Below are 26,767 nucleotides of genomic sequence, written 5' to 3' on the forward strand. Positions count from 1 at the left end.
GCGTATGCCGAGTCGCTGCGCGAGCAGGCCGCGCGTCTTGGCGTCGGCGAGCGGCTGCAGTTCGCCGGCTTTCGCGACGACATGCCGGCGTGGATGAAGGCGGTGGACGTGATCCTGCATACGTCGACCGAGCCGGAGCCGTTCGGGCGGGTGATCATCGAAGGGATGGCCGCGGGCCGGCCGGTGATCGCCGCAGCGGCCGGCGGGGTGAAGGAAATCGTCCGGCATCGCAAGAACGGCTGGCTGGTGCCGCCCGGCAATGTCGAGGCGCTCACCGAGGCCATCGATATTCTGCATGCCGCGCCCGAACTTGCCCAACGTATTGCCGATCAGGCCCTGATCGACGTGAGCCGGCATTTCTCCGTCGAGGCATATCTTGAGCAGATGCGGCGCACCATTGGCAAAGTCACCGGTTGAGGGCACGAGCAGCGCGCGTGATGAGGGCGCGTGCCGAAGCCTGTGCCGGGGTGTGTGCCGGGGTTTGTGCACTAGGCAACGGTGGCCTGCGCAAGGCCGGAAATATGATGCACCCATCTCCATCTGCGCGTGCCGACGGCCCACTCAATGAGCGCCTCCAAACTCCTGTCCTGGGGTCACTACCCTTACGCACCACAAGCGGGTCATCCGCTTGCGTGGCGCGAGGGCATACAGGCGACCTTACGCGAGATGGGTGAGCGCTTCGGCACCACGCTGCCGTTCGGCAACGGCCGCAGCTATGGCGATAGCTGTCTCGCCGCGACCGATCACGTTCTCTCGCTGCGCGGCCTGAACCGCTTTATCAGTGCGGACTGGACAACCGGCGTGCTGCGTGCCGAAGCCGGCGTCACGCTCGGCGAAGTGCTCGCGGTAGCGGTGCCGCGCGGCTGGATGCTGGCGGTGACGCCCGGCACCCAGTTCGTCACGCTCGGCGGCGCGCTCGCCAACGACGTGCACGGCAAAAATCATCACGTGCGCGGCACCTTCGGCCGCCACGTACGGCGCTTTTCGCTGTTGCGCTCGGATGGCGCCTCACACGAATGTGCTCCAGACGAAAACCTCGAACTGTTTCGCGCGAGCATTGGCGGCCTCGGGCTCACCGGCATTATCGGCTGGGTCGAAATACAGTTGATGCCGGTGCGTTCCAGCCGGCTCACGGTGCATAGCCGGGCGTTCGGCAACCTCGATGAATTCCTTGCCCTCTCGCGCGAACTCGATCCGCAGCATGAATACGGGGTTGCGTGGATCGATTGCCTCGCCGGCGGGGCGGCGCTCGGACGCGGCATCTATCTGTCTGCGGATCATGCGGTGGACGGCGAGTTCGCGAGCCACCCCAAGCGGGTGCGCACGGTGCCGTTTGCGCTGCCCTGGTCGCCGGTCAACCGGGTCACGCTCAAGGCCTTCAATGCGTTCTACTACCGCCGCCAGGCCGCCCGCGCAGGGCGAGCCGAGGTGGACTACGCCAGCTATTTCTATCCGCTCGACGGCCTGCTGGAATGGAACCGCATGTATGGCCGGCGCGGCTTCCAGCAATACCAGTTCGTCGTACCGGAGGCGGCGGCGCGAGACGCCCTGCACGCTTTCCTGCGCGCCATCGGCGCGGCCGGTACCGGCTCGTTCCTCGCGGTGCTCAAGCGCTGCGGGGAGCTGAGCTCACCGGGCCTGCTGTCGTTCCCGATGCCCGGCATTTCGCTCGCGCTCGACTTCCCGCAACACGAGGCAAAAAACCAGGCGCTGTTCAGCCGGCTCGACGCCATTGTGCGCGACGCGGGCGGTCGGCTCTACCCTGCCAAGGACGCTCATATGAGCGGTGCGGATTTTCGCGCTGCCTATCCGGCGTGGCAGGCACTCGAACAACTGCGCGACCCGGCCTTGATGTCGCGCTTCTGGCAACGGACGACACAGCAATGAAAAACATCCTGATCATCGGCGGCTCATCGGCCATTGCCGCGGCCTGCGCACGCGAGTGGGCCGGCGAACACGCCAACCTGTTTCTGGCCGGCCGTCACGAGACACGGCTCGACGCCGTTGCGCAGGACCTGCGCGTGCGCGGCGCCGGGCAAGTCGGCACCTACGTGCTCGACGTCAACGATTACCCGCAGCACCGGCCGATGCTCGACGCGTGCCTCGCCGAGCTCGGCCGCATCGACATCGTGCTGCTGGCGCACGGCACGCTCTCCGACCAGTCCGCCTGCGAGCGCGACCCGGCAGCGACAGTGCGCGAGATTTCCACCAACGCCCTCTCGACGATCGCCCTGCTGACCTTGCTGGCCGGCACCTTCGAAGCGCAGAAGAGCGGCTCGATTGCGGTGATCTCCTCGGTGGCGGGCGATCGCGGCCGGCCGTCGAACTATGTCTACGGCACCGCCAAGGCGGCCGTCACCACGTTCTGCGAAGGGTTGCGCGCACGGCTCTTCAAGTTCAACGTGAAAGTGCTGACGGTCAAGCCGGGCTTCGTGGACACACCGATGACCGCGGGCCTCGCGCTGCCGGCACCGCTCGTTGCCACGCCGGAGCGCGTCGCGGCCGACATCGTGCGGGCCATCGAGCGCGGCAAGGATTCGATTTATACCCCTTGGTTCTGGGCGCAAATCATGTTGGTGATCCGCTCGCTGCCCGGCTTCGTGTTCAAGAGGATCTCCCTGTGAACAGTCCGGCCTCGACGCAGGCGACTCCCCTCTCCTTCAGCCGCTCGCGGCTCGTGTTCTGGTACACGGTCTTTGCCGCACTCTCGATGGCCGCCAATCTCGGCAGCCAGAAACTCGCCTATCACGTCTACCAGGCAGCGTTCGCCGTGCCGCTTTCGGTATGCGTGGGCACTGGCATCGGCCTCGTCGTCAAGTATCTGCTCGACAAGGCGTGGATCTTCCGCTACGAGCATCGCAGCGTTGCGCACGGAGCCCGCACTTTCGCGCTCTACGTGCTGATGGGACTCGGCACCACCTTCGTATTCTGGGCCGTGGAGTTCGCCGCCAGCGCCCTGTTTCATACGGAGAACGCACGACTTGCCGGCGGGGCGCTAGGCCTCACCATCGGCTACCTCACCAAGTACCAGCTCGACAAACGCTTTGTGTTCGCCTAGCCGTGAAGTGCGCTGGCGCACAGACCTTATCCACCTGCGTCGATAGCATGAAAGCAGGCTCGGACCAGGCTTCCCAGTCTGGCCCACCCCTGATGCGGCCGCGACTACGCGGCTTGCGAAGCGATCTGTTCCCCGGCGCGGAGAGTGCTCATGGCAACCCCGGCAGTCAATTCGGTTCCGTTATGCGTCGACCTCGATGGCACGCTCACGCGCACCGATCTGCTTTTCGAAGCCTTCTTTGTGCTCTTCAAGCAGAACCCCTTTGCGATCTTTCTTTGCATAGGCTGGCTGCTACATGGACGCGCCTATCTGAAAGACCAGATTGCCCGCCGGGTGACGATCGACGTCGACATGCTGCCGTATAACGCGGAGCTGGTCGCGTATCTGCGCAACGAACATTCGAGCGGACGGGACCTCTATCTGTGCACCGCCACCAATCAGCGCTTCGCCACGCAGGTGGCCGCGCATTTCGGCCTGTTTAGCGGCGTGCTCGCCAGTACCGAAGAACACAACCTGCTCGGCCGCAACAAGGCACAGGCGCTAGTCGACCAGTTCGGCGACGGCGGCTTCGACTACTGCGGCGATGCGATGGCCGACGTGCCCGTATGGCGCCAGTCGCGCCGCGCGATCGTGGTGGGCGACAAGCACATCGAGGCAGCCGCACGCAAGGTCAACGCGGCGATTATCTTCTTCGAGCAGAAACGCCGCCTGTTGCCGCTGGTGCTCAAGGAAATGCGCGTGCACCAATGGGTCAAGAACGTGCTCGTGCTGGTGCCGCTCATGACCGCGCATCGCTTCACCGATCTCCATGCCATCGGCGCCGCGTGCCTCGCGTTTCTCTCCTTCAGTCTGTGTGCGTCGTCGGTGTATCTGCTCAACGACATGCTCGATCTCGATGCGGACCGCCGCCACGCACGCAAGCGCAACCGGCCGTTCGCATCCGGCAAGCTGCCGCTCTCGTTCGGCGCGGTGCTGACGGTCTTGCTGCTGGGCGCCTCGGTGGGCCTCGCGGTGCTGCTGCCGTGGCGTTTCGGCGTGGTGCTGGCGGCCTACATCGTCGCCACCCTCGCCTATTCCTTCGCGCTCAAGCGCATGGCGCTGATCGACGTGTTCGCACTGGCCTGCCTGTACACGGTGCGCGTGATCGCCGGCGGGGCCGCCAATGACATCACGCTGTCGTACTGGCTGATCCTGTTCTGCGTGCCGATCTTCCTGAGTCTCGCAATGGTCAAGCGCTATGTCGAGCTCGACGCCATTCTGCGCGACGGCAAGGTTGCCGCCGCGGGCCGCGGATATATCACCCAGGACCTGTCGATTCTGCGCTCGTTCGGCACTTCGTCCGCCTACCTCGCGGTGCTGGTGCTGGCGCTTTATCTGAACTCGCCGGAACTCAAGCAGTTGTACCGCCATCCGCCGGCGCTGTGGGCCGTCTTCGCTCTCACGCTCTACTGGGTCAGCCGGATCTGGATGTTCGCCTTTCGCGGCAAGATGCATGACGACCCGATCGTGTTCGCCTTCAAGGACCGGGTCAGTGTCGGCGTGATGGGCTTGTGCGGCCTGTGCATGCTGTTTGCGATCTGAGCCGCGGGGCGCAGCACGTGCAGTGCCGGCGCCGCGCCGCGTAGCCTGGTTCCGGCCGTTGCAGGCAGGGCGCCCGCGCATTGAGTCCCGCCTTGAATCCCTGAATACGTGACGTGTATGTGTGACCTGTGGCAAACAAAAACCGCGCCTGGAAACAGCGCGGTTTTTCACATCCTGCGGCTATGAAACGGAAACAGCCCGCGGAAACAGTCCGCAGACGCAGCCCGCGCGGAAACGGCAGGCATCACTCGCATCAACGCCTCATAGAAACACGCTGACGTCGGCATGAAAACGCGCAGCGAGCGCCTTGGCGACATTTTTGCTGATGGCGCGACGCCCGGCGAGAATGTCGCTGACGACCGTCGGCGACGCAATGCCGGCCAGATCCTTTTGCTTGAGGCCATGCGTCTCCAGCAGATGGCGCAGCACCTCGCGCGGTTCCGCTTTGGGCACCGTCACACTGCGCGTTTCCCACGACTCGATCAGCGCGGCGATCACGCCTAGCAGATCGATCAGCGGGCTATCCTCTTCGCCGTTCAGATGCGCGCTCAGCTCTTTCGAGAGCAGCAGCATCGTCTGGTAGTCCTTCTCGTTGCGAACTGGCTTGAGAGACACTTTCTGCTGCAACGCAGTCCAGGCTTCAATGATGTCGGGGAACTGCCCCGAAAGACGATCAGCGTTCATGTGCTTCGATTTTCCCTGTTCGAAAGTCTTATTGAATGGTGTGCTGCCATACAGGAGCCACACGGGAGCCACACGAGAGCCATACAGGACGAAGCAGGGACTCCTTGCAACAGGCCGCCGAGGCATGCCACCTCGACGATCCGCGGTCTGTTGCCGCGCATCACCCCCCGCTCAGTAAAACGATGCAACTCAACACAAGCAACCTGCTGCGCGCCTGCCACACGAGCTCAGCGCGGTACCGCATCACCGGGCCAGGCGAGATCCGCCTGCACGCGTTCGATACGCAGCCGCGGTCCCGCCGCCGCGGCGATGGTCCGGGTCACTTCGATCATGAACGAGTGCCGGAAGGTCGCCGCTGAGAAGCGCTCGGCATTCGCACGACAGGCCGCCGGTGTAATCAGGGAGCGCTGCCGTTCGAAGGTTTCGATCGCGTCGAGAATCGCCGTGACCGTCTGGTGCGCGAAATACACCCCCGTCGGGCGCGCTTCGCCCACCGGCACGACCGTCTCGAGCGCGCCGCCCTTGCCGAAGGCGATCACTGGCGTGCCACAGGCCTGGGCTTCAATCGCGACAATGCCGAAGTCTTCTTCAGCCGCAAAGACAAACGCCTTGGCGCGCTGCATGTAATCCTTTAGTACAGCAAAAGCCTGATACCCCAGGATCGTCACATTGGGGCCTGCCGCGCTGCGAATCGTCGCCATTTCGGGACCGTCGCCGATCACAACGAGCTTGCGATGCGGCGTCGCAGTAAACGCCTCGACAATCAGGTCGATGCGTTTATACGGCACGAGCCGCGATGCCGTCAGGTAGAAATCGTCCTTCTGCGTACAGAGATCGAACTTGTGCACGTCGACAGGCGGTGGAATCACCGCTGCATCGCGCCGATAGGTCTTCATCACGCGGCGCGCCACGAACTGCGAGTTGGCGATCAGGCGGTCGACACCATTCGCGGAACGCGAATCCCAGCCGCGCAGATAGTGCAATAGCGCACGCGCGGCCCACGAACGCGGACCGCGCGTGAGGCGCGCTTCACGCAGATACTGGTGCTGCAGATCCCACGCGTAACGCATTGGCGAGTGCACATAGCTCACATGCGTCTGATCCGGGCCGACCAGCACGCCCTTGGCGACCGCATAGGAACTCGTGATAACGAGGTCGTAGCTCGACAGGTCGAGCTGCTCGATTGCCAGCGGCATGAGCGGCAGATACGCGCGATAGCGGCGGCGCGCAAACGGCAGACGCTGAATGAACGAGGTCGTCACGGGCTTGCCGCAAACGGGTGCGCGATCTTCGAGAAAGTCGACGAGACTGAACAGGTCGGCGTCGGGAAAGCACTGGATAATCTGCTCCAGTACTTTCTCGGCGCCGCCTGGCGCGACGAGCCAGTCGTGCACGATCGCCACTTTCATGATCTCGACACCTGTAGAGGAGGACAGTCCACGGTCATGCAGAGCAGTGTACGGGGAGCGAATTCCGGTGTGCGTGCGCACGACCACACTCCACGCTCGACAGTCGTCGATGCGTGCACCTGTGAGAGTCGCGCTTCAGTTCAGCAGTTGGGAGCCAGCGTGACGGCGCGTTGCGCAACAGCGCAGACACGCACGCACAAGGAAGAAAGGAAGGAATTGACGACGGGGCCGCGTGCCCCGTCAATGCTTTGGCAAACCGGCATCGCGCGGCACATGGCGACGCGCGATGCGATTGAACGTAGCGTTAGACCTGCGGGTATTGAATCGTCTCGACACCGGTGTCGGTGCCAAGCAGACACAGATTCGCTCCGCGTCCTGCGAACAGACCCACGGTCACGACACCCGGCCACGCATTGATCTGCGCTTCGAGCGCGCGAGGGTCGGTGATCTTCAGACCTTTGATGTCGATGATCTCGTTGCCGTTGTCGGTGATGAACGGCGCGCCGTCCTTCGTCACACGCACAACCGGCACGCCGCCCAATGCGGTCACGCGGCGGCCAATGGCGGTGCGCGCCATCGGCACCACTTCGACCGGCAGGGGAAACTGGCCAAGCACGCCGACACGCTTGGTCGCATCGGCAATGCAGACGAATACGTCCGACACCGACGCCACGATCTTCTCGCGCGTCAACGCACCGCCGCCGCCCTTGATCATGGCGCCGCTGTGATCGATTTCGTCGGCGCCGTCGACATACACCGGCAGCGATTCGATTTCGTTCAGATCGAGCACCTTGAAGCCGTGCGATTGCAGGCGTGCGGTGGTCGCGAGCGAGCTGGAGACGGCGCCGCGATAACGGTGCTTCGTCGCAGCCAGCGCATCGATAAAGCAGTTGGCGGTCGAGCCGGTGCCGACGCCGATCACGGCGCCTTCCGGTACGTTGGCGTTGACATAGTCGGCGGCGGCCTGGCCGACCAGTTGCTTGAGTTCGTCTTGAGTCATGGATAGTGCTAGGCAGAGGCGGAAAAACTGCGAGTTTACCGGACTAGCATGCGCCGCCCGGATTTATCCGGCAAGGGGATGAGTAAAGCGATGAGGACAGGCCGCGCGGCAAATCAGGCCTTGACCTTAACCGAGCGCTGGCGCACCGCTTCGAACAGGCACACGCCGCTCGCCACCGAGACGTTCAGGCTTTCCACGCTGCCGGCCATCGGAATCTGCATCACTTCATCACAGGTATCGCGCGTGAGACGGCGCATGCCCTCGCCTTCCGCCCCCATCACCAGCGCAACCGGGCCGTCAAGCTTCGTGTCGTAGAGGCTGGTGGTGGCCTCGCCTGCCGTGCCCACGACCCACACGCCGGCGTCCTTCAGTTCACGCAGGGCGCGCGCCAGATTCGTAACGGTGATGTACGGCACGGTATCGGCCGCGCCGCTCGCCACTTTCGCGGCCGTGGCATTCAGGCCGACCGCGCGATCGCGCGGCGCGATCACAGCATGCGCACCGGCTGCGTCCGCGACCCGCAGACACGCGCCGAGGTTATGCGGATCGGTCACGCCGTCGAGCACCAGAATCAGCGGCGAACCGTTGATGCCGTCCAGCAGTTCGGCGAGATTCTGCGCGAGCGGCAGATCTCCCGCACGCGCCACCACGCCCTGATGGCGCTCGGTGTGCGCGAGGCCCCACAGACGGGTCTCGTCCGCTGCGATCAGACGCACGCCCGCCTCCTTGGCCGCATGCAGGAATTCCGTCATGCGCCGATCTTTACGCGTCGCGTCGTAGTAAACCTCTTCGACCGTCGACGCATCGTGACGCAGACGAGCGGTCACTGCGTGGAAACCGTATAGAACCTTGAGACGTGACATGACTGAACAACCTTTGATTGAGCGCTCCGCGACGCGGATGCGCTACTGGGATAAAGACAAACCAGAATGCAGACCGCGCTCAACCGGCGCATGAAACTGTGCCGGTTGAGCGCGGTGAACCCGCCGCAGCGAGCCTGCTATAGACGACTGGCGTGCGGGCTCAGCGCTTCTTGCGCGCCTGTGCCTTCGACGACGCAGCGGACTTGGCCGAGGCGCCATGCTTCTTGGCCGCGCCGCGCGCCGCCCGCGCTTCCTTCACCGCGAGCGTCGGTGCAGGCGCTGCCTTCTTGCGGCGCGCGCCTGTACCGGCTTCCGCCGGCGCGAGTGCACGCACCCGTGCACCGCTCGTTTCGGCGACCGCCTTGTCGGCGAGCGGCGCACGCGTGCCCGGCGACTTGATCGGCGTATCGCGCACCAGACGGAAGTCGATCTTGCGCGCGTCCAGATCGACGCGGCTCACCTGTACGCGCACCCGGTCCGAGAGACGGTAACGAATGCCCGTGCGTTCGCCGCGCAGTTCGTTCTTGATTTCGTCGTACTGGAAGTAATCCGAACCAAGCTCGGTGACGTGCACGAGGCCTTCAATAAAGAGCGCATCGAGCTGCACGAAGATGCCGAACGAGGTCACGCCGCTCACCATGCCGCCGTACTCTTCGCCGAGCTTGTCGCGCATGAAGTAGCACTTGAGCCAGGCTTCGACATCGCGCGAGGCTTCGTCCGCGCGGCGCTCATTGGCCGAGCAGTGCAGGCCGAGTTCTTCCCAGATCGCCACGTTGTTGGCCCGCGAGCGGCCGCGCTTCTCGTCGTCGGCCTGCTGCATCGCGCGGGCACGCGGCGACAAGGCCGTGTTGAGGTCGACGCCATGCGGCGCTTCCGGCGTGTACTTGCGGCCCTGCAGGATCGCGTAGATCGCGCGGTGCGTCAGCAGGTCGGGATAGCGGCGAATCGGGCTCGTAAAGTGCGCGTACGCCTCATACGCGAGACCGAAGTGGCCAATGTTGTCCGGGCTGTAGACAGCCTGCTGCATCGAGCGCAGCAACATGGTCTGCAGCATCTGCGCGTCGGGCCGGTCGCGGATATGCGCCATCAACGCGGCGTAATCGCTCGCATGCGGCGTGTCGCCGCCCGAGAGCGTGAGCCCCATGCCACGCAGGAAGGTGCGCAGGTTCTCGAGCTTTTCAGCGGTCGGACCCGCGTGCACGCGGTACAGGCCCGGGTGCTTGTTGCGCTTCATGAAGTCGGCAGCGCAGACGTTAGCCGCCAGCATGCACTCTTCGATCAGCTTGTGCGCGTCGTTGCGCGTGCGCGGGATGATCTGCTCGATCTTGCCCTGCGCATTGCATACGATGTAGGTCTCGGTGGTGTCGAAGTCGATTGCGCCGCGCTTTTGGCGCGCCGCGAACAGCGACTTGTAGACGCCATACAGATTCTGCAGTTGCGGCAGCAAGGCCGCGCGGCGGGTGGCTTCCGGACCCTTGGTGTTCTTCAGGACCGCGGCGACCTCGGTATAAGTCAGGCGCGCCGCCGAGTGCATCACACCCGGATAGAACTGGTAAGCCTTGATCTCGCCACGCGCGGTGATCACCATGTCGCACACCAGCACGCAACGGTCGACGTGCGGATTCAGCGAGCACAGGCCGTTCGAAAGCTTCTCCGGCAGCATCGGAATCACGCGGCGCGGGAAGTACACGGAGGTGCTGCGCTCGATCGCGTCGACGTCGAGACCGCTCTTCGGATGCACATAGTGCGAGACGTCGGCAATCGCCACGATCAGGCGGAAGCCCTCGCCCTTGCCGACCGCGACCGGCTCGCAGTACACCGCGTCGTCGAAATCGCGGGCATCTTCGCCGTCGATGGTGACGAGCGGCACGTCGCGCAGATCGACGCGATGGCGGATGTCCGCGGGACGCACTTCGTCCGGCAGCTTGGCGGCGTCATCGAGCGCGGCCTGGCTGAACTCGTGCGGCACGCCGTACTTGCGCACGGCGATTTCGATTTCCATGCCCGGATCGTCGATATCGCCCAGCACCTCCACCACGCGGCCAAGCGGCTGCGAATGGCGGCTCGGGAAATCCGTCAGCTCGACCACCACCACCTGGCCGACCTTGGCCTTCTTGGTGTTCTGGGTGATCAGGATGTCGTGGCCAATGCGCTTGTCTTCAGGCGCGACGATCAGCGCGCCGTTCTCATTGAGCAGGCGGCCGATGACGCGCTTGTTGGCGCGGTCCGTGACCTCGACGATGTGCCCTTCGGGCCGGCCGCGCCGGTCATAACCGACGATCCGCGCGAGCACGCGGTCGTTGTGCATGACTTTCTGCATCTCGCCGGTGGGCAGGAACAGGTCGTCCTGACCGTCGTCGCGCACGAGAAAGCCGTAGCCGTCGCGATGGCCCTGAACCCGGCCGGCGACGAAATTGGAAGGATGCGTGAGCTGGTACAGATTGCGCTGATCGAGCCGGATCTGGCCGTCGCGCTCCATGGCCGCGAGACGCTTGAAAAAACCTTCGCGCTCCTGGCGCTTGATCGACAATGCTTCGGCGATGTCGTTCGCAGCAAGCGGTGTTTCACTCGTGCGGAGCACGCCGAGGATTTCTTCACGGCTCGGAATCGGGTACGGATATTTGCTCAAGGGCTTGTCGATGATTTTTTCTCGTTGCATGGACGTCGGTCGGCGTTATGACGCGGCTCTGTTGCACCTGCGATTGACTGCTCGGGTCTGGCTCGTTCAAGGCTGAGTCCGACGGGCTTGTGCACCGTGCCAACGAACTACTGCGAGGCATTCTAACACCCGTATTGCACGCCAAGCGGCGCGTCAATACTTGCTGTGAGGCGCAATCCGCCCTCCTTCGGCGCGTTTCTCAAAATGCTTGACAGGCCCGAATCTGTCGCTATAATAGCGGTCTCTGTTCAGACACCTGCCCAGGTGGCGAAATTGGTAGACGCACTAGGTTCAGGTCCTAGCGGTGGCAACACTGTGGAGGTTCGAGTCCTCTCTTGGGCACCAGATTCAAAAGCAAAGCCGCTTCCGAGCGGCTTTGCTTTTTGTGTAAGACCTTGTTGTCCCCTGTCGTTCGTTCGAACCTGGTTCAGGTGAATCGCAGGGTGTTAGCAGGACGGGTAGTCAGTATCGAAGCTGGTTCGATACGCGAAGATCCGAACGGTTGAATGAAGCGAATGTTGAAGTCCCCATTGACACGCTGAATCTTCCCGTTAAAATAACGGTCTAGCTTGAAGACGTGCCCAGGTGGCGGAATTGGTAGACGCACTAGGTTCAGGTCCTAGCGGTGGCAACATCGTGGAGGTTCGAGTCCTCTCCTGGGCACCACCCCTCTTCAGGCAAAACGAAACACCCCGTAAAACGACAAGTTTGCGGGGTTTTTTGTTTTTGCGGTCTGCCTGGACCGCTTTGGCTCACTTCGACTGCCACGCATACCAGCGCGTCGCAATCGCGTCGCGGTTCTGCGCCCAGTACATCATGTCGAGGTTGATCTGCGTGGCCTTGTACTGATCGGGCAGCGTCTTCGCGACGGCCGGTGACATCAGCGCCGCCGACTTCACGTTGACCGGCGCGTAGCCGGTATCGGCCGCGAACTTCGCCTGAGCCTGTGCGCTCGTTGCGGCGGCGAGGTACTTCATCGCCTCGTCGCGATGCTTCGCGCCTTTCGGGATCACGAGCATGTCGGCCGCGGTCAGGTTCTGATTCCAGGAGATGCCGACGGGCACGCCGGTTTCTTCGAGCGCATGCAGGCGCCCGTTCCAGAATATGCCGATCGGCGCTTCACCCGATGCGAGCAACTGCTGCGATTGCGCGCCACCACCCCACCAGACGATGTCGCTCTTGATCGTGTCGAGCTTTCTGAACGCGCGGTCCAGATCGAGTGGATAGAGCCTGTTTGGCGGCACGCCGTCGGCAAGCAGCGCGACTTCGAGCACGCCCGGCGCCGACCATTTATAGAACGTGCGCTTGCCCGGAAATTTCTTCGTATCGAACAGATCGGCCCAGCTCTGCGGCTCTCCGCCCTTGTAGTTCGTCTTGTTGTAGCCGAGCACGAACGAGTAGTAGAAGCTGCCAACCGCACTGGCCGACGCGAAGCGCGGGTCGATTTCGTCTTTCTTCACGACCGCATAGTCGATCGGCTCGATCAGACCGTCGCGCTGCGCGGCATAGGCGAAGTCGCCTTCGACGTCCACCACATCCCAGTTGACGTTGCCGCTTTCGACCATCGCCTTGAGCTTGCCGTAGTCGGTCGGGCCGTCCATCAACACGTTGATGCCGGTCGATTGCGTGAACGGCTGCGCCCAGTCCTTCTGCTGCGACGACTGCGTCGTGCCGCCCCAGCTTGCAAACACGATCGGGTCTGCGGCGAAGGCCAGCGCCGTCGGCAGCGCCGTCATGCACGCAGCGCCCAGCGACGCCGCAACCAAAATCCATTTACTGCTCATGTCAATCTCCAGAAGCGTTTAAGGGACGTACAAGGTCGTAGTCACGGTGCGGCAGTCGCTTGAACCTGTTCGCTCATCGCTGTGGCGAAAAGCGCGCTGGCTTCGCGATTCAAATAAGCATTCCTAACGATAATTGGGGATCGAATCCCGTCAGATGAGATTATGGTATGCCAGAAAAATACTCGAACCAAGCTTTTCAATATTATGGAATTCCATGATGGGGATAGCGGATCTCTGGCGGGCTCAGCCGTGCGCCAGCGCAATCAGCAGCAGGATCAGAAGGATCGCCGCCACGGTCTTCCAGAACATCAGAGGATTGCGCTCGATCAGCGGCGGCGGCGCTGCCGGTTCTGTCTCGCCGCCGCCCGCGGCGAAACGGTCCAGCTCGGCGCAGACCTCGAGCGCATCCTGATAGCGGCGCTCCGGATCGGTCTGCATCGCCTTCTCGAGCACGAGGTCGAGCCATGCGGGAAGGTCGGGCCGGTGGTACCGCAACGGCACCCGGCCATTGAAGCCGTATGGCGAGCGTCCGGCGCTGAACATCCGGTACAGGGTGACGCCCAACGCAAAGACCTCGGAGCGCGCGTCGCCCTGGGCGCCCTTGATGAGTTCGGGCGCCATGTAGGCGGGCGTGCCCGGCGCGGTGGACGGCCCCGGTGCGAGCATGCCGGGCATGTAGGCGAAGCCCAGGTCCAGCAGCCTCACGCTGTCGTCGGGCAACACCAGCACATTCTCGGGCTTGATGTCGCGATGAAAGATGCCCTGCCGGTTCAGCGCGGCGATCGCGCGGCTCAACTGACGTGCAATCGTCAGTCCACGCATCAGCGACATCGGCGCCGGCGTCATCAAGGTCTCGAGCGGCAAGGCGTCGAGGAAAGGCATCACGACATAGAGGCGGCTTTGCCGTGCGGGATCGATCGCGCTCGGCGCAAGAATGTTCTCGTTGTCGATCTTCCCGGCGAGCCACCGCTCACGGACGAGCGACTGGCGCACGTTGGCGTCCTCGTCCACGCGCGGCTTCGGGAACTTGAGCGCGAGCCGTTTTTTCGGCTCGGCGAGATCGTGTCCGATGAAGATACGCGAGTAGCGTCCATCGCTCAGGACCGTGGTCAGCGCATAGCCGTCGATCACCTCTCCGCACGCGGGAACCGCAAGAATCGGCAGGTCGCCGAGCACGCCTTCAAGATAGCGATCGTCCAGAACCGGAACCTTGCGCACATCCACCACGACGGCCGAGATATCGTCAGTAGAGCCGCGCGAGCGCGCCATCTGCACGAGCCGCTGAGCCACCGCCGCAGCGGGTGCGCTCGCCGACAACGCCGCCCGCAACTCGCGTCCCGGCACACGCCGATAAAGACCGTCGGAGCACAGCAGCAGGCGGTCGCCCTCCTGCAGCGTCCAGCTCTCGATACGCGTCACCAGCGCGCTCTGCAAGCCGACCGCGTGCGCGACGAAGGCGCCGAACGGCACGTCCATGACGTCGTCGCCGCCGAGTTGCGACATCTCGCCCCCGCGCAGCTGATAAAGCCGCACGTCTCCCGCGCCGATCAGCCAGGCTGCCCCGCCTCTTATCACCAGCGCCGCAAAACACGCCGCCATCAGGCTGAGTTCCGCGTCGCTGCGGCCGATCTGGTACAGCCAGCCGTGAATGGCGTTGAGCGCGCGCGCCGCCGCCGCCTCGGGCGCCAGCGTATCCGGCGGCGCGTAGTAGCCGTCGATGAAGCTGCGCACCGTAAGCTCGGCCGCCACGCGCCCGCCCCGGCCCCCGCTCATGCCGTCGGCGAGCGCGACCACGCTGCCGCGCGAGGTGCGCTGCATGAGCTCGCCCAGCATGACGCCGACATAGTCCTCGTTGCGCCCGCTGCCGCCCGGCTCTGAAACGAAGGCGATGTCGAGCTCGGGACATTCGCCGCGTTCGGGCCGAAGCGTGATGCACGTCGCCGCCTGCCCGGCGGCATTCGCGAGGGAAGTCTCGGTCATTTCCTGTCGAAAATCGCAGCCTCGCTGGATTCGAGGTCGTGCTCGATCTTATCGAGAACCTGCGGTGCGCGCTTCTTCAGCATCGCGAGCCAGCCGAAGCCGAACACCATATAGGCGACGAACAGATACGGCAGGAAGTTGTACGGCCAGGCCGGAACCGGATACACGCTGCCGAAGAACCCGCCAACCATCGCGACGGCGCCCAGGATGCCCACCACGAGATTGGCGAGCTTGAGCTGCCCTTGCTTCTTCAGGTAGATCGGCGCGGACACCGAGATCAGAAAATAAGCCACGATGAAACCGAAGGTCGCGAACGTGCTTGTGTAGCCGAAGGTGTTCAACGCACCGGTGCCCAGCAGGGCGAGATTCACGACCAGCGAGAGGATCACGGCAAAGGCCACCGCATAGTGCGGCGTCTGATGCTTCGTGTGGACCATACCCATCGAGCGATGGACAAACTGATAGCGGCCCATCGAGAACAGCAGGCGGCTTGCGGCATTGATCGAAGCGAGCACGCAAGCAAAGGCGCTCACCGATGCGATCAGGTAGAACAGCGGTGCCAGCGCCGGCGCGCCGAGCCCGTTGAGCAGCGTCTGCAGCGGCGCGGTGTCGTTGCCGAGCTTGTTCACGTCGCCGCCGTAAGCGACCACCATCGAGTAGGCGACGAACATGAAGAAGGCGCCCGCCACCACCATGCTCCAGATCACGGCGCGCGGAATCGCCTTGAGCGGGTCCTTGGTTTCCTTGCCGAGCGACGCGGCGCTCTCGAATCCGACAAACGAGAAGATGCCGAGCACCATCGCCTCCGCCATCCCTTTCGACGTCGTGCCCTGCAGCGACAACTGCGCATGATCGACGATGCGCCCCGGATGCTGATAGAAAACCACCAGCAGCACGCCGCCGACGATCGTGATCGAGGCAGCCTCGATCGCGAGACTCAGGCGCGACGACAGCTTGATGTCGCGCGACGAGAGGAACCAGGCCAGCGCCGCGCTCACCACATAGATCAGCCAGGTCGGCACGGCGATGTTGAACGGCGTGAACGCGTTCTGCACGAAGATAGCCTCGCCCGCGAGCACGCCCATCGCCGTGCCGGTATATGCGGCAATCAGCCCCCATCCGGCGATGCCCCCTGCAATCGGCCCGAGTGCCCGCGAGATGAAGATGAAGAACGAGCCGGCCGCGGCGAAGCGGCTTGCCAGCACGGCGATGTTGAGACTGACGAACAGGAGCCCGAGCGTGGACAGCCCGTAGACCAGCCAGCTGCCCGCGCCGGCGAGCGCGGCAACCGCCACGACGTTGATCGACGGCGTGAGGGTTGGAGAGATGTTGGCGAGAGACTGGCCGATAGTCTCCATGAAGCCCAGGCTCGACGATCGAAGATCGGCGGGCTGCGAAGAAACCGAAGTACGTTGCTGCATCACGTTCATGCTGGGCTCTCCTGTCAAGGTAGGTGGTTCAGTAATGCGCTAGTCCCGGGATCCACGAGGTGCCGGCGAGCGGCACGCGCGCCATCGCGGCCGCCTCCACCGTCAGCGCCACGAGATCCTCCGGTTCGAGGTGATGCACGTTCTGCTTGCCGCAGGCGCGTGCAATCGTCGTCAGTTCCATGTTCAGCGTCTTCAGGTAGTTGCGGACCCGGCGCGCGCCCTCTTCCGGCTGCAGGCGCTGCTCCAGCACGGCGTCCTGCGTCGTCACGCCGACCGGGCACTTGCCCGTGTGGCAGTGATGGCAAAAACCAGGCGAGGTATTGAGCGCCGCGTAATCAGCGGCAGCCGAATGCAGCGCGCCATCCTTGAAGTAGGTGTCGCTATTGCAGCCGAGCGCCATCAGCACGCCCTGCCCGATCGCCACCGCATCGGCGCCGAGCGCAAGCGCCTTCGCCACGTCCGCCCCGGTGCGGATGCCGCCGGACACGATCAGTTGCACCTGCCCTTTCATGTTCAGGTCCTCGAGCGCGTCGACGGCCTGCCGCACCGCAGCCAGCGTAGGAATGCCAACGTTCTCGATAAAGCATGTCTGCGTCGCCGCAGTGCCGCCCTGCATCCCGTCGATCACCACGACGTCCGCGCCTGCATGCACCGCCAGCTTCACGTCATTGAACGTGCGCGTCGCGCCGACCTTCACGTAGATCGGCTTTTCCCAATCGGTGACTTCGCGCAGTTCCTGAATCTTGATCGCGAGGTCATCGGGACCGGTCCAGTCGGGATGACGGCTCGCCGAACGCTGATCCACCCCGGCAGGCAGCGTGCGCATCGCGGCAACCCGCGGGTTCACCTTCTGCCCGAGCAGCATCCCGCCGCCGCCCGGCTTCGCGCCCTGGCCGATCACGACTTCGATCGCATCGGCGCGGCGCACGTCGTCCGGGTTGAAGCCATAGCGCGACGGCAGGCACTGATAGACGAGCGTCTTCGACGAATGGCGCTCTTCCTGCGTCATGCCGCCGTCGCCGGTCGTGGTCGAGGTACCCGCTGCCGTCGCCGCACGGCCCAGCGCTTCCTTCACGTTCGCCGAGAGCGCGCCAAAGCTCATGCCCGCGATCGTGATCGGGATGTCGAGCACGACGGGTTTGCTTGCAAAACGTGTGCCAAGCACCGTTCTGGTCGCGCACTTCTCGCGGTAGCCCTCGAGCGGATAGCGCGACAGCGACGCGCCGAGGAACAGCAGGTCGTCGAAGTGCGGCACGCGCCGCTTGGCGCCCAGGCCGCGGATTTCATAAAGACCGCGCTGCGCGGCCATGTGGATGTAGTCGATCGTCTTGCGGTCGTAGCCTTGCGACTCTTCCTGCTGCAAGCGGGCGAAATGAATGACCTTTTCCATGGGGACCTTCTCGATAATCTGGATGTTCAATATTCCTGGTCGGCGTCGGCGTTCCAGTGATAAAGCGTGCGGGCCGAGGCGATGCGCCTGAACGCGCGCGGATCGTGCCGCAGTCCGGCCGCATCGAGCAGCACGGCGACAGCCGTCACGTCCGCATCGGTCATCGGCTCGAACTGCGCGTCCGCCCCGAGCGATTTCACTTCGCCCTTCACGTACAGCACCGCTTCATAGAGCGAGTCGCCGAGCGCATCACCCGCATCGCCGCAGATCACCATGCGGCCCGCTTGCGCCATGAACGCCGAGAAGCTGCCCACCGATCCGCCGACGACGATGTCGCCCCCCTTCAGCGAGATCCCGCAGCGCAGGCCCGCATCGCCGTCGATGACGAGCAGTCCGCCATGCGCGGAAGCGCCCGCACCGTTCGACGCAAAGCCCTTCACATGCACCTTGCCGCTCATCATGTTTTCGGCGACCCCGGTGCCCGCACTGCCTTCGATAACGATCGTCGCGTGCTTGTTCATGCCGCCCGCGTAGTAGCCGGCATGGCCTTCGATGGTGACGCTCACGTCGGCATCGACGCCGACCGCGATGTTGTGCGCGCCGTTGGGCGAGCTCACCGTGATCCGCTGGCCCTTCAGTGCAGCGGCATCGCGGTGCAGATACTGGTTCAGCTCCCTGACCGGCGAGCGCTCAAGGTCGAATGTCACGCTTTCCATACATACATCTCCTCGGGTGCCGGTTCGAAGACCTTCGCATTCCTGATATCGGGCAGATGCGCGAGCGAACGGAATTCCGAGGCGATCGCCACGTACTCGTCGTTCTCCGCGACCACAGCGGGCTTGCATGCGAACGGATCGCGGATCAGCGCGAGCTCGGTGGTCGTGCCCATCAGGAAGGTGTAGAAGCCGTCGAGTTCCTCAAAGCCCTTTTGCAGCGCGTCCGGCAACGTGTCGCCTTCGCGCAGGCGCCATTCGAGAAAGCGGCACGCCGCTTCCGTGTCGTTGTCGGTATCGAAGTGAATCCCTTCGGGCTCCAGCTTGCGGCGCACGCCATGCGCGTTCGAAAGCGAGCCGTTGTGCACGAGGCAGAAGTCCTCGCCCGCGGTGAACGGATGCGCGCGATCCGGCGTGACGGCCGATTCGGTCGCCATCCGTGTATGTCCGACGAGATGCGAGCCCTTCAGGTTCGCAAAGCCATAGCGCTGCGCCACCTGCGTGGGCGAGCCGATGTCCTTGTAGAGATCGATCGAGCGGCCCGTCGAGAGCAGATAGAGCTTCGGATAGTGCTGGGTAAGCCAGCTCTTCACATTCTCGACGCTGCCTTGCAGCGTCAGCACGGCATGATTGCCCTTCGCTTCGATGCGCGCCGTGACGTCCATCGCGGCGTTCAACGCGTCGAGCAACGGCTGCCAGGCAAAGCGCTCGCCCTCGTCCGTGAAGCCCGAGTAGAGGCTCAGCTTGCGCTGGTGCGCGTCGACGGCCTTGCCGAACACCGCCAGCCCCGCCGAATCCGGGCCGCGCTCCGTCATGCCGATCAGCATCGGCACCATCAGTTCGCCGAGCCGTTCACGTAGTGCCGGCGTCTTGACCAGCAGACCTACGATTCCACACATAATGCGTCTCCTTAGAAAAATTCGAGGTAGCTCTTCAGCTCCCAATCCGATACGTGACGCATGTATTCGAGCCATTCCATGCGCTTCAACTTGAGGAATTCGTCGGCGACCGGGCCGAGCGCATCGCAGATCAGGCGGTCGGCTTCGAGAGCGTCGAGCGCCTGTTCGAGGTTCTGAGGCAGCACGCCGATCTGGTGCTCGCGCAATTGCTGCGGTGTCCAGTCGTAGAGGTTTTCATTGGCGGGGGCGCCCGGCGACAGTTCGCGCTCGATGCCGTCGAGCCCGGCCGCGATCACGGCGGCGGTCGCCAGATACGGATTGCATGAGCCGTCCGGCAGGCGCAGCTCGATGCGCTCGCCCGGCATGCGCACCATCGTCGAACGGTTGTTGTCGCCGTAGCTGATATAGGCGGGCGCCCAGGTGGCGCCCGTCAGCGAGCGCCCCACCACGAGCCGCTTGTACGAGTTGACGGTCGGATTGCACAGCGCCGCCAGCGCCGGCGCATGGGCAAGCAGGCCGGCCGTGAACTGGTAGCCTAGCTTCGAGAGGCCCATGCCGAGCGGATCGCTTTTATCGGCGAACAGGTTGCGCTCGCCATCGCCGATCGACATGTGCATGTGCATGCCGTTGCCGGGGCGATTCGCGAACGGCTTCGCCATGAACGAACAGATCATGCCGAGTTCGTTTGCGATCTCGGAGGCGGCCATCTTGAAGAACACGTAGTGGTCGCACGAAGTCAGGCAATCCGTGTACGTGTAGTTGATCTCGAACTGACCGTTCGCGTCTTCGTGGTCGATCTGATACACGTCGATGCCCACCGCACGCATCGATTCCGTGAGCTTTTCCAGGAACACGCGGGTGCGCGAGAGACCCTTGTAGTCGTAGCACGGCTTCGCGAGCGTATCGCTCGGATCGCACGGCTCCAACGTGCCCGAGGCCGAACGGCGCAGCAGCGAGAACTCCGGTTCGAGCCCCGTGTAAAGCGTCCAGCCGCGCTTCGTCATGCGCGCGACCTGCTGTTTCAGCGTCACGCGCGAATCGAACGCCCAAGGCTTGCCGTCGACGTGGCCATCGCACGCAATGCGAGCGAGGCCAGGCTGCCACGGCATCGGCGTCAGCGTCGCCAGGTCGCCCACGGCCATGAAGTCCGGACCGTTCGGCTCGATCCCGACACCCCAGATCGCAAACCCGGCAAAACCCGCCCCGGCGCTCAGCACGCTCTTCAGATGCGCGAGCGGCACGGACTTCGCCTTTGCCACGCCGTGAATGTCGACAAACTGCGCCAGCACATATTTCACGCCCTGCTGCGTGAGCCAGGCCCGCGCGTCTTCCGCCGTGTCGAAGCGCGGCACGCTCCCAAGCTCGTTGACGGTCACTGGCAGCTTGCTCGCATCGTTCAGGTTCATTGCCACTCCTTGCAACAATTTATTAACATGCAAAAATATTTCCCTTGAGGAAACTCTCTGCGCGCAACCGTTCCTAAACCCAAGGCCGGCAAACCAGTGCGATCTGCTAACCTTGCTTCCTTTTCCCGAGGCCATCCATGCAAATCGAGGACGACAGCAAATCACCGCTCGAACGCTATCTCGGCACCACGATCCGCGAACTGCGCCAGTCTCACGGACTGACCATTGCGCAGGTCGCCGAGCAGGCCGGCATCAGCCGCGGGATGCTCTCGAAGATCGAGAATGCGCAAACCTCTGCCGGGCTCGACGTGCTCCACCGCATTGCCATGGCGCTCGGCGTCTCGATGTCGGCGCTCTTTCGCAACTTCGACGTCCCGCAAGGCGGCGCCCAGCTGGTCAAGAAAGGCGCCGGCATGGAGGTCGTGCGCAAAGGCACGCAGCGCGGCCACACCTACCATCTGCTCGCCTACGACCAGGGCCCGCGCAAGCTCTTCGAACCCTTCCTCATCACCATGGACGACGAGTCGGAGCGCTTCCCCGTCTTCGAGCACCCGGGCACCGAGTTCATCCACATGCTCAAGGGCGTGATCGAGTACCGCCACGGCCAGCAAACCTACGTCCTGCATCCCGGCGACACGCTCACGTTCAGAGGCGACGTCCCGCATGGGCCCGAACGCCTGATCAAGACGCCAATCCAGTTCCTGTCGATCTTCGTCTACGCCCAGCCCGCCGCCGAGTAAGTCACCCAACTGAGTGACCCAACTTCGTGACCCCATTCCGGGCTACTGTCCAACTGCTATGCAACGTCCATGCCATGTTTATCAATGAGAATCAAAAGTTCCTGTCAATAAACACCGGCGACGCATTGCGGCCCTTCTCCGCCGCTCTGCCTGCCCTGCCCCTGCTTGCCCGCGGTGCGGCCCTATCGTGAATGCGGTGCAACGGTGCACTGAAACGGCCATGCGGGTTACGACGGTGCATCAGCGCAACTTATAAAGCGATGCGGCTAGCGGCTAGCAGAGCGCGTCCCCGGGGAGCTGCGGCAATGCGCGCGCGAGAGCCGGCTGGATCGAGCGGTCGATGACCGTGCGCGTCAAGCCGACGATTTCGCTCGCGAAGTCGTCCCACTCGCCCTGCCGGTGCAACAGAAAAAAGTCGCGCCGCCCAAGCCGCCCGGACGGCAGCGGCAACACGGCGATCTCGTCGAGGTAGTGCCGCGCCTGCCACAGGCACAACGGCGTCGAAATCGCAAAGCCCAGACGGGCCGCCACCAGACTCAACAGCGGATCGGTGGCGTCGAATTCGTAGCGGCGCGGGCTGTCAATGCCGAGATGCCGCGCGAAGCGTTCGACCTGCTGCCCGATCACCGAGCGCGCCGTGTAGCGAATCAGCGGCAGCTCCTTGTTGAGCGTGCGCCAGTCGATCTGCGCGCGGCCGGTGAGATGGCTGCGCGCCACGACGGCAACGAACGCTTCTGAAAAGAGCGGCACTTCGACGATGCGCGCGTCGTTCAGCGTTGTCTGCGTACAGACGGCGAGATCCAGTTCGCGGTCATGCAACTGCTTCGAGAGCCCTGGAGTGAGACCCGACCACAACGCAATCTGCCTGGCCGAATTCGACACCGCGCGAATCAGCTCCGGCCCGACCGTCGCCGCGAACGAATCGACGCATCCGAGCCGCACCGGCAGCGTGCCCGCGTGCGAAGCGTCGCCGATCCGCGTGCTCACCATCTGCGCATGCTCCAGCAGCGGCCCCGCGAGCTCGAGCAAGGCACGCCCCGCGATATTCGGGCGCGGCGGGCGGCTCTCGCGGTCGAACAGCGTCATGCCCTGGTCGCGCTCCAGCGCCGAGACCGCCTGGCTGATCGCGCTCTGGCTCACGCCCAGCTGCTTTGCCGCTCCGGTCATCGAGCCCGTCTCGCACACGGCGGCAAAAGCCTGCAGCGCGCGCAGATCGATTGGCGTTTGGGTCCTTCTCATCGTGACTCCAGTGTCTGCGGCCCTCACCTCGTGCCGCGCGACGATATCGAATGCTGCGTGCCCAAAATCCGCCCGTGCTCACGATGAGCAAATTCGGGCGCACGTCATAAGTTTGCCTAATACAAAATTGCCCCGCATTTCGGCTTCCTAGAATCTGCTCCGTCGCCCTATCGGAAATCGGATATATCCCATGAGTCACTATGACTTCGTCGTGATCGGCGCCGGCGTGATCGGCGCCTCGGTCGCGCACCATCTCGCCGCGGCCGGTGCGAAGAGCGTGCTGGTCCTCGAGCGCGGCACGATCGGCGCGGGCACGACCTCGCAGTCGTCCGGCCTGCTGCGCACGCATTATTCGGTGCGCCAGAACGTCGAACTCGCGCGCTCGTCGTGGTGGGCGTTCAACAACTTTGCCGAGTATGTCGGCGACGAAGAAGCGTCGTGCGGACTGGTCAAATGCGGCTATCTGATCTGCGCGCCCGAGGGCGACAAGCTCGAACCGCTGCGCGCGTCGCTGGCCGCGCAGCAGGAGATGGGCATCGAGGTGCAATTGCTGAACCGCGGCGAAGCGCGCGAGCGCCTGCCGATCGCACAGTTCGACGACGCGGCGCTGGTCGGATTCGAGCCCGAGGCCGGCTTCGCCGACGCCTATCTGGTCGCCACCAGCTTCTCGAAGTCGGCGCGCCGCCGCGGCGTGAAAATCATGGAAGGCGTGAGCGTGACAGGCGTAATCCGCGAAGGACGCCGCGTGACAGGCGTCGAGACCAGCGCCGGCCGCTTCAGTTGCGGCACCCTCGTCAGCACGCAGAACATCTGGACCCCCGAGCTGGCCGCCTGGATCGGCGTGCCGCTGCCTGTGAAGCCGGAGCGTCATACCGTGCTCGCCCTCGACTGCGAGACCGATGCGTACACGTTCGGCATGCCGGCCTTCAAGGATCTCGGTTCGCCCGGCATGCTGTATTTCCGCAGTTACGGCGGCAGCCAGATGCTGGTGTCCGAAGGCGTGGTCGGTGAAACGCTCAATGCGCCGGAAACCGAACAGGGCGATATCTCGCTCGACTATGTCGCCGAAGTCGGCGCGCAGGTCGCCGGGCGGTTTCCCGCCTACGAGACAGCGGGGCTCGCGTCGTCGTGGACAGGCGTCTACGACGTGACGCCTGACTGGAACCCGGTGCTCGGCAGCGTCGGCGATGTCGAAGGGCTGGTCGTCGGATTTGGCTTCTCCGGGCACGGATTCAAGCTCTCGCCGGGCATCGGCAAGCTGCTCGCGCAGCATGCGCTCGGCCAGCCGACCGACGTGTCGCTCGCGCCCTACGCGCTCGAGCGCTTCTCGACGGGTGCGCTGCTGGTCGGCAAATACGGCTCGGGCGCGGTGTCCTGAACCACCGGGACGTTTTACGGAGAAGCGCATGTCTATCAAGATTCTTGTTCCCGTCAAGCGCGTGGTCGATCCAAACGTGCGTGTGCGCATCAGCGCGGGCGGCACGATCGACACGAACGGCCTGAAGATGTCCCTCAATCCGTTCGACGAGTGTGCGCTGGAAAAAGCGCTGCAACTGAAGGAGGCGGGACACGCGTCGCAGGTGAGCGTCATCACCTGCGGGCAGGCCACTAGCCAGGACGTGCTGCGCACGGCGCTCGCCATGGGCGCCGACAACGCGGTCCTGCTCGACACGGGCGCGGCCACGGCGACGCTGGACTCGCTCGCCGTCGCGCGGCTGCTGGGTGCGTATCTGTCGGTACACGGCGAACACGGCACATCCGGCACATTCGGCCTCGTGCTTTGCGGCAAGCAGGCCATCGACGACGATACAGGCGGCGTCGCCGCCATGCTCGCCGGCCTGCTCGGTTGGCCGCAGGCGCTCGACGCAAGCGCGATCGACGCGCACGGCGCCGGCTGGCGCGTGACCTGCGGCGACGACTCGGGCACCGTGACATGGCAGCTCGACGGCGCGGCCGTCGTCAGCGCAGACCTGCGGCTTGCGGAGCCCAGGCGCGTGACCTTGCCGAGCATCGTGAAGGCGAAACAGAAGCCCCTTGCAACTCTCGACGCAGCCACGCTAGGCGTCGAGCTCGCGCCGCAAAGCCGGATTGTCGAGCTGCGCGATCCGCCCGCGCGTCAGGCAGGCGTCAGGGTCGCGGATACCGCCGCGCTGCTCGATGCGCTCACGGCGCATCGCGTGTTCGACCGCACGGGAGCCATCGCATGAAGACCCTGGTAGTGATTGAATCGGACAACGGCGCGATCAGCGACGCGACGCTGCGCGTGATCGGCGCAGTCTCGCAACGAGGCGTGCCTGTTGACGTGCTTGCGCTCGACGCCGGGACCGCGAACGAAGCTGCGCGGATCCCCGGTGTGGCACATGTGCTGAGCAGCCGCTGCGATGATGATGGCATCGGCGTGGTCACGCCGGAGAGGCTCGCGGCACAATTACACGCCGTCTGCACCGGCTATGCGCTGATTGCCGCCGCGCACCGGCCGCTGGTTCGCGGCGCGTTTCCGCGCGCAGCCGCCCTCTGCGGCAGTGCGTTCCTCGCGGACGTAATCAGCCTCGCAAACGAAGGCCGCTTCGTGCGCGGGCTGTATGCAGGCAGCGTGCTGGCGACCGTGGCGAGCGAAAGCGCGCTCACATTGGCGACGTTTCGCGCGTCATCGTTCGCTCCTGTCGAACGTACAGGCGGCAGCGCGTCAATCGTGGCGCTCGATGCGCCGCCGGCATTCGACAAGACCCAACTCGTGGAACACCAGAGCGCGCAGCAAACCGGCCACGATCTGTCGACTGCGCGCATTGTCATGGCAGGCGGCCGCGGCCTCGCGTCGCAAGAAAACATGGCGCGGCTCGGCGCGTTGGCCGGGCAAATCGGCGCGGCCCTGGGCGCATCACGCGCCGCCGTCGATGCCGGCTACGCGCCCAACGCCGCACAGGTCGGACAGACCGGCAAAACAGTCGCGCCCGATGTCTACCTCGCCTTCGGCATCTCCGGCGCGATTCAACATCTGGCCGGGATGAAAGATTCAAAGGTTATCGTCGCCGTCAATAAGGACTCCGACGCACCGATATTTTCCGTCGCCGATTTCGGGCTCGTCGGCGATCTGTTCGAGACGATGAGCGAACTGGAAGCACACGTGGGCGCACGGACCTCACCATGACGAACCTGATGCATCACGATAAGCAAAACGCCTTCCCGCGTCCCTCGGCGGGATTGGGAAAACCGTCTTCGCAGCAATCGATCCATTTCTTCGACTGCGCGCAGCTTGCGCCCGAAGCATGGGCAAGCGGCGGCGGCACGACGCGCACCATCGCCAAACGGGCGGGCGATGACGGCGGCATCGAGTGGCGCGTCAGCCTTGCCACGCTGAACGGCCCCGCAAAGTTCTCGCAGTTTCCGGGTGTCGATCGCACACTGCTGTTGCTCGACGACGGCGCAGTCGATCTGCATTCGCAGGATGGCGCGTGGTTCGCGCGCCCCGGACAGCCCGTGCAGTTCCCCGGCGATCTGCTGATATGGGCGAGCGTGCCGGCCAAGCCCGTCGAAGTGCTGAATGTGATGACGCGGCGCGGCGTCTGCCAGGCAAGCGTCAATGTCGCGTCGCACTCGCTGCGGATCACGGCGGCTTCGACACAGTTCGTCTTGTGCGTCGCGGGGGAATGGAGCGTGTCGAGCGCGCTGCTCAGCGGCGTATCGCTGCAGCCGATGACAGGCGTCTGGATCGACGGACGGCGCGAGGAAATCGACCTGCACTCAATGGCGCCTGGCGCGCGCCTCGTTTCTGTCGCAATCGATATGGCCGGGTGTTAAAGCATGCAAGACACCCTGCTGATTGAGCAGTACGGCCCGCGCGAGTCGATGGAATACGACGTGGTGATCGTCGGCGGTGGCCCCGCCGGCCTGTCCGCGGCGATCCGCCTGAAGCAGCTGGCAGCGGAGAAAGG

At 64.3% G+C, this 26,767-nt stretch carries 24 protein-coding genes and 2 tRNA genes; 13 read left to right on the forward strand and 13 right to left on the reverse strand.

Annotated features, from left to right (window positions below):
• From FFS45_RS38245 to FFS45_RS38265, 5 genes are all read left to right on the forward strand, one after another.
• Positions 1-417 (forward strand): glycosyltransferase (locus tag FFS45_RS38245; RefSeq protein WP_137959827.1); only part of this gene is annotated, 417 nt, incomplete at its 5' end.
• 147 nt (positions 418-564) lie between these two features.
• Positions 565-1,887: an FAD-binding oxidoreductase gene (locus FFS45_RS38250; protein ID WP_137959828.1), complete on the forward strand. Its 1,323-nt coding sequence runs from the start codon at positions 565-567 to the stop codon at positions 1,885-1,887.
• The gene (locus FFS45_RS38255; protein WP_137959829.1) at positions 1,884-2,624 is read left to right on the forward strand and encodes an SDR family oxidoreductase; all 741 of its coding nucleotides are present in this window, start codon (positions 1,884-1,886) and stop codon (positions 2,622-2,624) included. The genes FFS45_RS38250 and FFS45_RS38255 overlap by 4 nt, the downstream gene beginning before the upstream one ends.
• Positions 2,621-3,058 (forward strand): GtrA family protein, encoded by a 438-nt coding sequence (locus FFS45_RS38260; RefSeq protein ID WP_137959830.1) that lies wholly within the window; start codon positions 2,621-2,623, stop codon positions 3,056-3,058. Before FFS45_RS38255 ends, FFS45_RS38260 begins: the two co-directional genes overlap by 4 nt.
• 150 nt (positions 3,059-3,208) lie before the next feature.
• Positions 3,209-4,639 (forward strand): UbiA family prenyltransferase, encoded by a 1,431-nt coding sequence (locus FFS45_RS38265; RefSeq protein WP_137959831.1) that lies wholly within the window; start codon positions 3,209-3,211, stop codon positions 4,637-4,639.
• 261 nt (positions 4,640-4,900) lie between these two features.
• Here FFS45_RS38265 and FFS45_RS38270 read toward each other — a convergent pair whose 3' ends face one another.
• From FFS45_RS38270 to rnr, 5 genes are all read right to left on the reverse strand, one after another.
• On the reverse strand, positions 4,901-5,323 hold the full coding sequence (locus tag FFS45_RS38270) for a transcriptional regulator (RefSeq protein ID WP_137959832.1): 423 nt from the start codon (positions 5,321-5,323) through the stop codon (positions 4,901-4,903).
• A gap of 227 nt (positions 5,324-5,550) precedes the next feature.
• Positions 5,551-6,732: a glycosyltransferase family 4 protein gene (locus FFS45_RS38275; RefSeq protein ID WP_137959833.1), complete on the reverse strand. Its 1,182-nt coding sequence runs from the start codon at positions 6,730-6,732 to the stop codon at positions 5,551-5,553.
• A 304-nt stretch (positions 6,733-7,036) separates the two neighbouring features.
• On the reverse strand, positions 7,037-7,732 hold the full coding sequence (gene rpiA / locus FFS45_RS38280) for a ribose-5-phosphate isomerase RpiA (protein WP_137959834.1): 696 nt from the start codon (positions 7,730-7,732) through the stop codon (positions 7,037-7,039).
• A 113-nt stretch (positions 7,733-7,845) separates the two neighbouring features.
• Positions 7,846-8,595 carry a 23S rRNA (guanosine(2251)-2'-O)-methyltransferase RlmB gene (gene rlmB, locus FFS45_RS38285; RefSeq protein ID WP_137959835.1) on the reverse strand — a complete coding sequence of 250 codons (750 nt, stop codon included), beginning with the start codon at positions 8,593-8,595 and terminating at the stop codon, positions 7,846-7,848.
• A 160-nt stretch (positions 8,596-8,755) separates the two neighbouring features.
• Positions 8,756-11,254 (reverse strand): ribonuclease R, encoded by a 2,499-nt coding sequence (rnr, locus tag FFS45_RS38290; protein ID WP_137959836.1) that lies wholly within the window; start codon positions 11,252-11,254, stop codon positions 8,756-8,758.
• A 258-nt stretch (positions 11,255-11,512) separates the two neighbouring features.
• Between rnr and FFS45_RS38295 the strand changes: the two genes are divergently transcribed.
• Positions 11,513-11,599 (forward strand) — tRNA-Leu (locus FFS45_RS38295).
• A gap of 234 nt (positions 11,600-11,833) precedes the next feature.
• Positions 11,834-11,920: transfer RNA gene (locus FFS45_RS38300), tRNA-Leu, on the forward strand.
• Between the two features lie 86 nt (positions 11,921-12,006).
• Here the strand turns inward: FFS45_RS38300 and FFS45_RS38305 are convergent.
• From FFS45_RS38305 to glnT, 7 genes are all read right to left on the reverse strand, one after another.
• Complete coding sequence (locus tag FFS45_RS38305; protein WP_137959837.1) at positions 12,007-13,038, reverse strand: ABC transporter substrate-binding protein; 1,032 nt, start codon at positions 13,036-13,038, stop codon at positions 12,007-12,009.
• A 243-nt stretch (positions 13,039-13,281) separates the two neighbouring features.
• Complete coding sequence (locus FFS45_RS38310; RefSeq protein WP_137959838.1) at positions 13,282-15,018, reverse strand: bifunctional protein-serine/threonine kinase/phosphatase; 1,737 nt, start codon at positions 15,016-15,018, stop codon at positions 13,282-13,284.
• The gene (locus FFS45_RS38315; protein ID WP_137959839.1) at positions 15,015-16,448 is read right to left on the reverse strand and encodes an APC family permease; all 1,434 of its coding nucleotides are present in this window, start codon (positions 16,446-16,448) and stop codon (positions 15,015-15,017) included. The genes FFS45_RS38310 and FFS45_RS38315 overlap by 4 nt, the downstream gene beginning before the upstream one ends.
• 28 nt (positions 16,449-16,476) lie before the next feature.
• Positions 16,477-17,838, reverse strand: a complete 1,362-nt coding sequence (locus FFS45_RS38320) for an FMN-binding glutamate synthase family protein (protein WP_137959840.1) — start codon at positions 17,836-17,838, stop codon at positions 16,477-16,479.
• 26 nt (positions 17,839-17,864) lie between these two features.
• The gene (locus FFS45_RS38325) at positions 17,865-18,554 is read right to left on the reverse strand and encodes a protein glxC (protein WP_137959841.1); all 690 of its coding nucleotides are present in this window, start codon (positions 18,552-18,554) and stop codon (positions 17,865-17,867) included.
• Complete coding sequence (locus tag FFS45_RS38330) at positions 18,542-19,450, reverse strand: class II glutamine amidotransferase (RefSeq protein ID WP_137959842.1); 909 nt, start codon at positions 19,448-19,450, stop codon at positions 18,542-18,544. The genes FFS45_RS38325 and FFS45_RS38330 overlap by 13 nt, the downstream gene beginning before the upstream one ends.
• 11 nt (positions 19,451-19,461) lie before the next feature.
• On the reverse strand, positions 19,462-20,856 hold the full coding sequence (gene glnT / locus FFS45_RS38335; RefSeq protein ID WP_171029873.1) for a type III glutamate--ammonia ligase: 1,395 nt from the start codon (positions 20,854-20,856) through the stop codon (positions 19,462-19,464).
• A gap of 137 nt (positions 20,857-20,993) precedes the next feature.
• Here glnT and FFS45_RS38340 point away from each other — a divergent pair, with 137 nt between their 5' ends.
• The gene (locus FFS45_RS38340; protein ID WP_137959843.1) at positions 20,994-21,596 is read left to right on the forward strand and encodes an XRE family transcriptional regulator; all 603 of its coding nucleotides are present in this window, start codon (positions 20,994-20,996) and stop codon (positions 21,594-21,596) included.
• Positions 21,597-21,869: 273 nt separating this feature from the next.
• Here FFS45_RS38340 and FFS45_RS38345 read toward each other — a convergent pair whose 3' ends face one another.
• The gene (locus tag FFS45_RS38345; RefSeq protein WP_137959844.1) at positions 21,870-22,835 is read right to left on the reverse strand and encodes a LysR family transcriptional regulator; all 966 of its coding nucleotides are present in this window, start codon (positions 22,833-22,835) and stop codon (positions 21,870-21,872) included.
• Between the two features lie 190 nt (positions 22,836-23,025).
• On the opposite strand from FFS45_RS38345, the gene FFS45_RS38350 reads away from it, so the two are divergent.
• From FFS45_RS38350 to FFS45_RS38370, 5 genes are all read left to right on the forward strand, one after another.
• A complete protein-coding gene (locus FFS45_RS38350) occupies positions 23,026-24,213 on the forward strand; it encodes an FAD-binding oxidoreductase (protein WP_137959845.1) in 1,188 nt (395 codons plus the stop codon).
• A gap of 34 nt (positions 24,214-24,247) precedes the next feature.
• Positions 24,248-25,042 carry an electron transfer flavoprotein subunit beta/FixA family protein gene (locus tag FFS45_RS38355; RefSeq protein ID WP_212745801.1) on the forward strand — a complete coding sequence of 265 codons (795 nt, stop codon included), beginning with the start codon at positions 24,248-24,250 and terminating at the stop codon, positions 25,040-25,042.
• The gene (locus FFS45_RS38360) at positions 25,039-25,983 is read left to right on the forward strand and encodes an FAD-binding protein (RefSeq protein ID WP_137959847.1); all 945 of its coding nucleotides are present in this window, start codon (positions 25,039-25,041) and stop codon (positions 25,981-25,983) included. The genes FFS45_RS38355 and FFS45_RS38360 overlap by 4 nt, the downstream gene beginning before the upstream one ends.
• The gene (locus FFS45_RS38365; protein ID WP_137959848.1) at positions 25,980-26,633 is read left to right on the forward strand and encodes a HutD family protein; all 654 of its coding nucleotides are present in this window, start codon (positions 25,980-25,982) and stop codon (positions 26,631-26,633) included. Before FFS45_RS38360 ends, FFS45_RS38365 begins: the two co-directional genes overlap by 4 nt.
• Positions 26,634-26,636: 3 nt before the next feature.
• Positions 26,637-26,767: FAD-dependent oxidoreductase (locus tag FFS45_RS38370; protein ID WP_137959849.1), on the forward strand; the 131-nt coding region annotated here is incomplete at its 3' end.

This window comes from Burkholderia sp. 4M9327F10, from assembly GCF_005503145.1.
Lineage (GTDB): Bacteria > Pseudomonadota > Gammaproteobacteria > Burkholderiales > Burkholderiaceae > Paraburkholderia.

Bases quoted from the DNA above. Each gene is read 5' to 3' on its own strand.
- FFS45_RS38325 (WP_137959841.1), bottom strand. From the start codon at position 18,554: ATGGAAAGCGTGACATTCGACCTTGAGCGCTCGCCGGTCAGGGAGCTG.
- FFS45_RS38350 (WP_137959845.1), top strand. From the start codon at position 23,026: ATGAGTCACTATGACTTCGTCGTGATCGGCGCCGGCGTGATCGGCGCC.
- FFS45_RS38320 (WP_137959840.1), bottom strand. From the start codon at position 17,838: ATGGAAAAGGTCATTCATTTCGCCCGCTTGCAGCAGGAAGAGTCGCAA.
- FFS45_RS38305 (WP_137959837.1), bottom strand. From the start codon at position 13,038: ATGAGCAGTAAATGGATTTTGGTTGCGGCGTCGCTGGGCGCTGCGTGC.
- FFS45_RS38360 (WP_137959847.1), top strand. From the start codon at position 25,039: ATGAAGACCCTGGTAGTGATTGAATCGGACAACGGCGCGATCAGCGAC.
- rlmB (WP_137959835.1), bottom strand. From the start codon at position 8,595: ATGTCACGTCTCAAGGTTCTATACGGTTTCCACGCAGTGACCGCTCGT.
- FFS45_RS38340 (WP_137959843.1), top strand. From the start codon at position 20,994: ATGCAAATCGAGGACGACAGCAAATCACCGCTCGAACGCTATCTCGGC.
- glnT (WP_171029873.1), bottom strand. From the start codon at position 20,856: ATGAACCTGAACGATGCGAGCAAGCTGCCAGTGACCGTCAACGAGCTT.
- FFS45_RS38255 (WP_137959829.1), top strand. From the start codon at position 1,884: ATGAAAAACATCCTGATCATCGGCGGCTCATCGGCCATTGCCGCGGCC.
- FFS45_RS38250 (WP_137959828.1), top strand. From the start codon at position 565: ATGAGCGCCTCCAAACTCCTGTCCTGGGGTCACTACCCTTACGCACCA.
- FFS45_RS38275 (WP_137959833.1), bottom strand. From the start codon at position 6,732: ATGAAAGTGGCGATCGTGCACGACTGGCTCGTCGCGCCAGGCGGCGCC.
- FFS45_RS38270 (WP_137959832.1), bottom strand. From the start codon at position 5,323: ATGAACGCTGATCGTCTTTCGGGGCAGTTCCCCGACATCATTGAAGCC.
- rpiA (WP_137959834.1), bottom strand. From the start codon at position 7,732: ATGACTCAAGACGAACTCAAGCAACTGGTCGGCCAGGCCGCCGCCGAC.
- FFS45_RS38315 (WP_137959839.1), bottom strand. From the start codon at position 16,448: ATGAACGTGATGCAGCAACGTACTTCGGTTTCTTCGCAGCCCGCCGAT.
- FFS45_RS38265 (WP_137959831.1), top strand. From the start codon at position 3,209: ATGGCAACCCCGGCAGTCAATTCGGTTCCGTTATGCGTCGACCTCGAT.
- FFS45_RS38365 (WP_137959848.1), top strand. From the start codon at position 25,980: ATGACGAACCTGATGCATCACGATAAGCAAAACGCCTTCCCGCGTCCC.
- rnr (WP_137959836.1), bottom strand. From the start codon at position 11,254: ATGCAACGAGAAAAAATCATCGACAAGCCCTTGAGCAAATATCCGTAC.
- FFS45_RS38310 (WP_137959838.1), bottom strand. From the start codon at position 15,018: ATGACCGAGACTTCCCTCGCGAATGCCGCCGGGCAGGCGGCGACGTGC.
- FFS45_RS38345 (WP_137959844.1), bottom strand. From the start codon at position 22,835: ATGAGAAGGACCCAAACGCCAATCGATCTGCGCGCGCTGCAGGCTTTT.
- FFS45_RS38330 (WP_137959842.1), bottom strand. From the start codon at position 19,450: ATGTGTGGAATCGTAGGTCTGCTGGTCAAGACGCCGGCACTACGTGAA.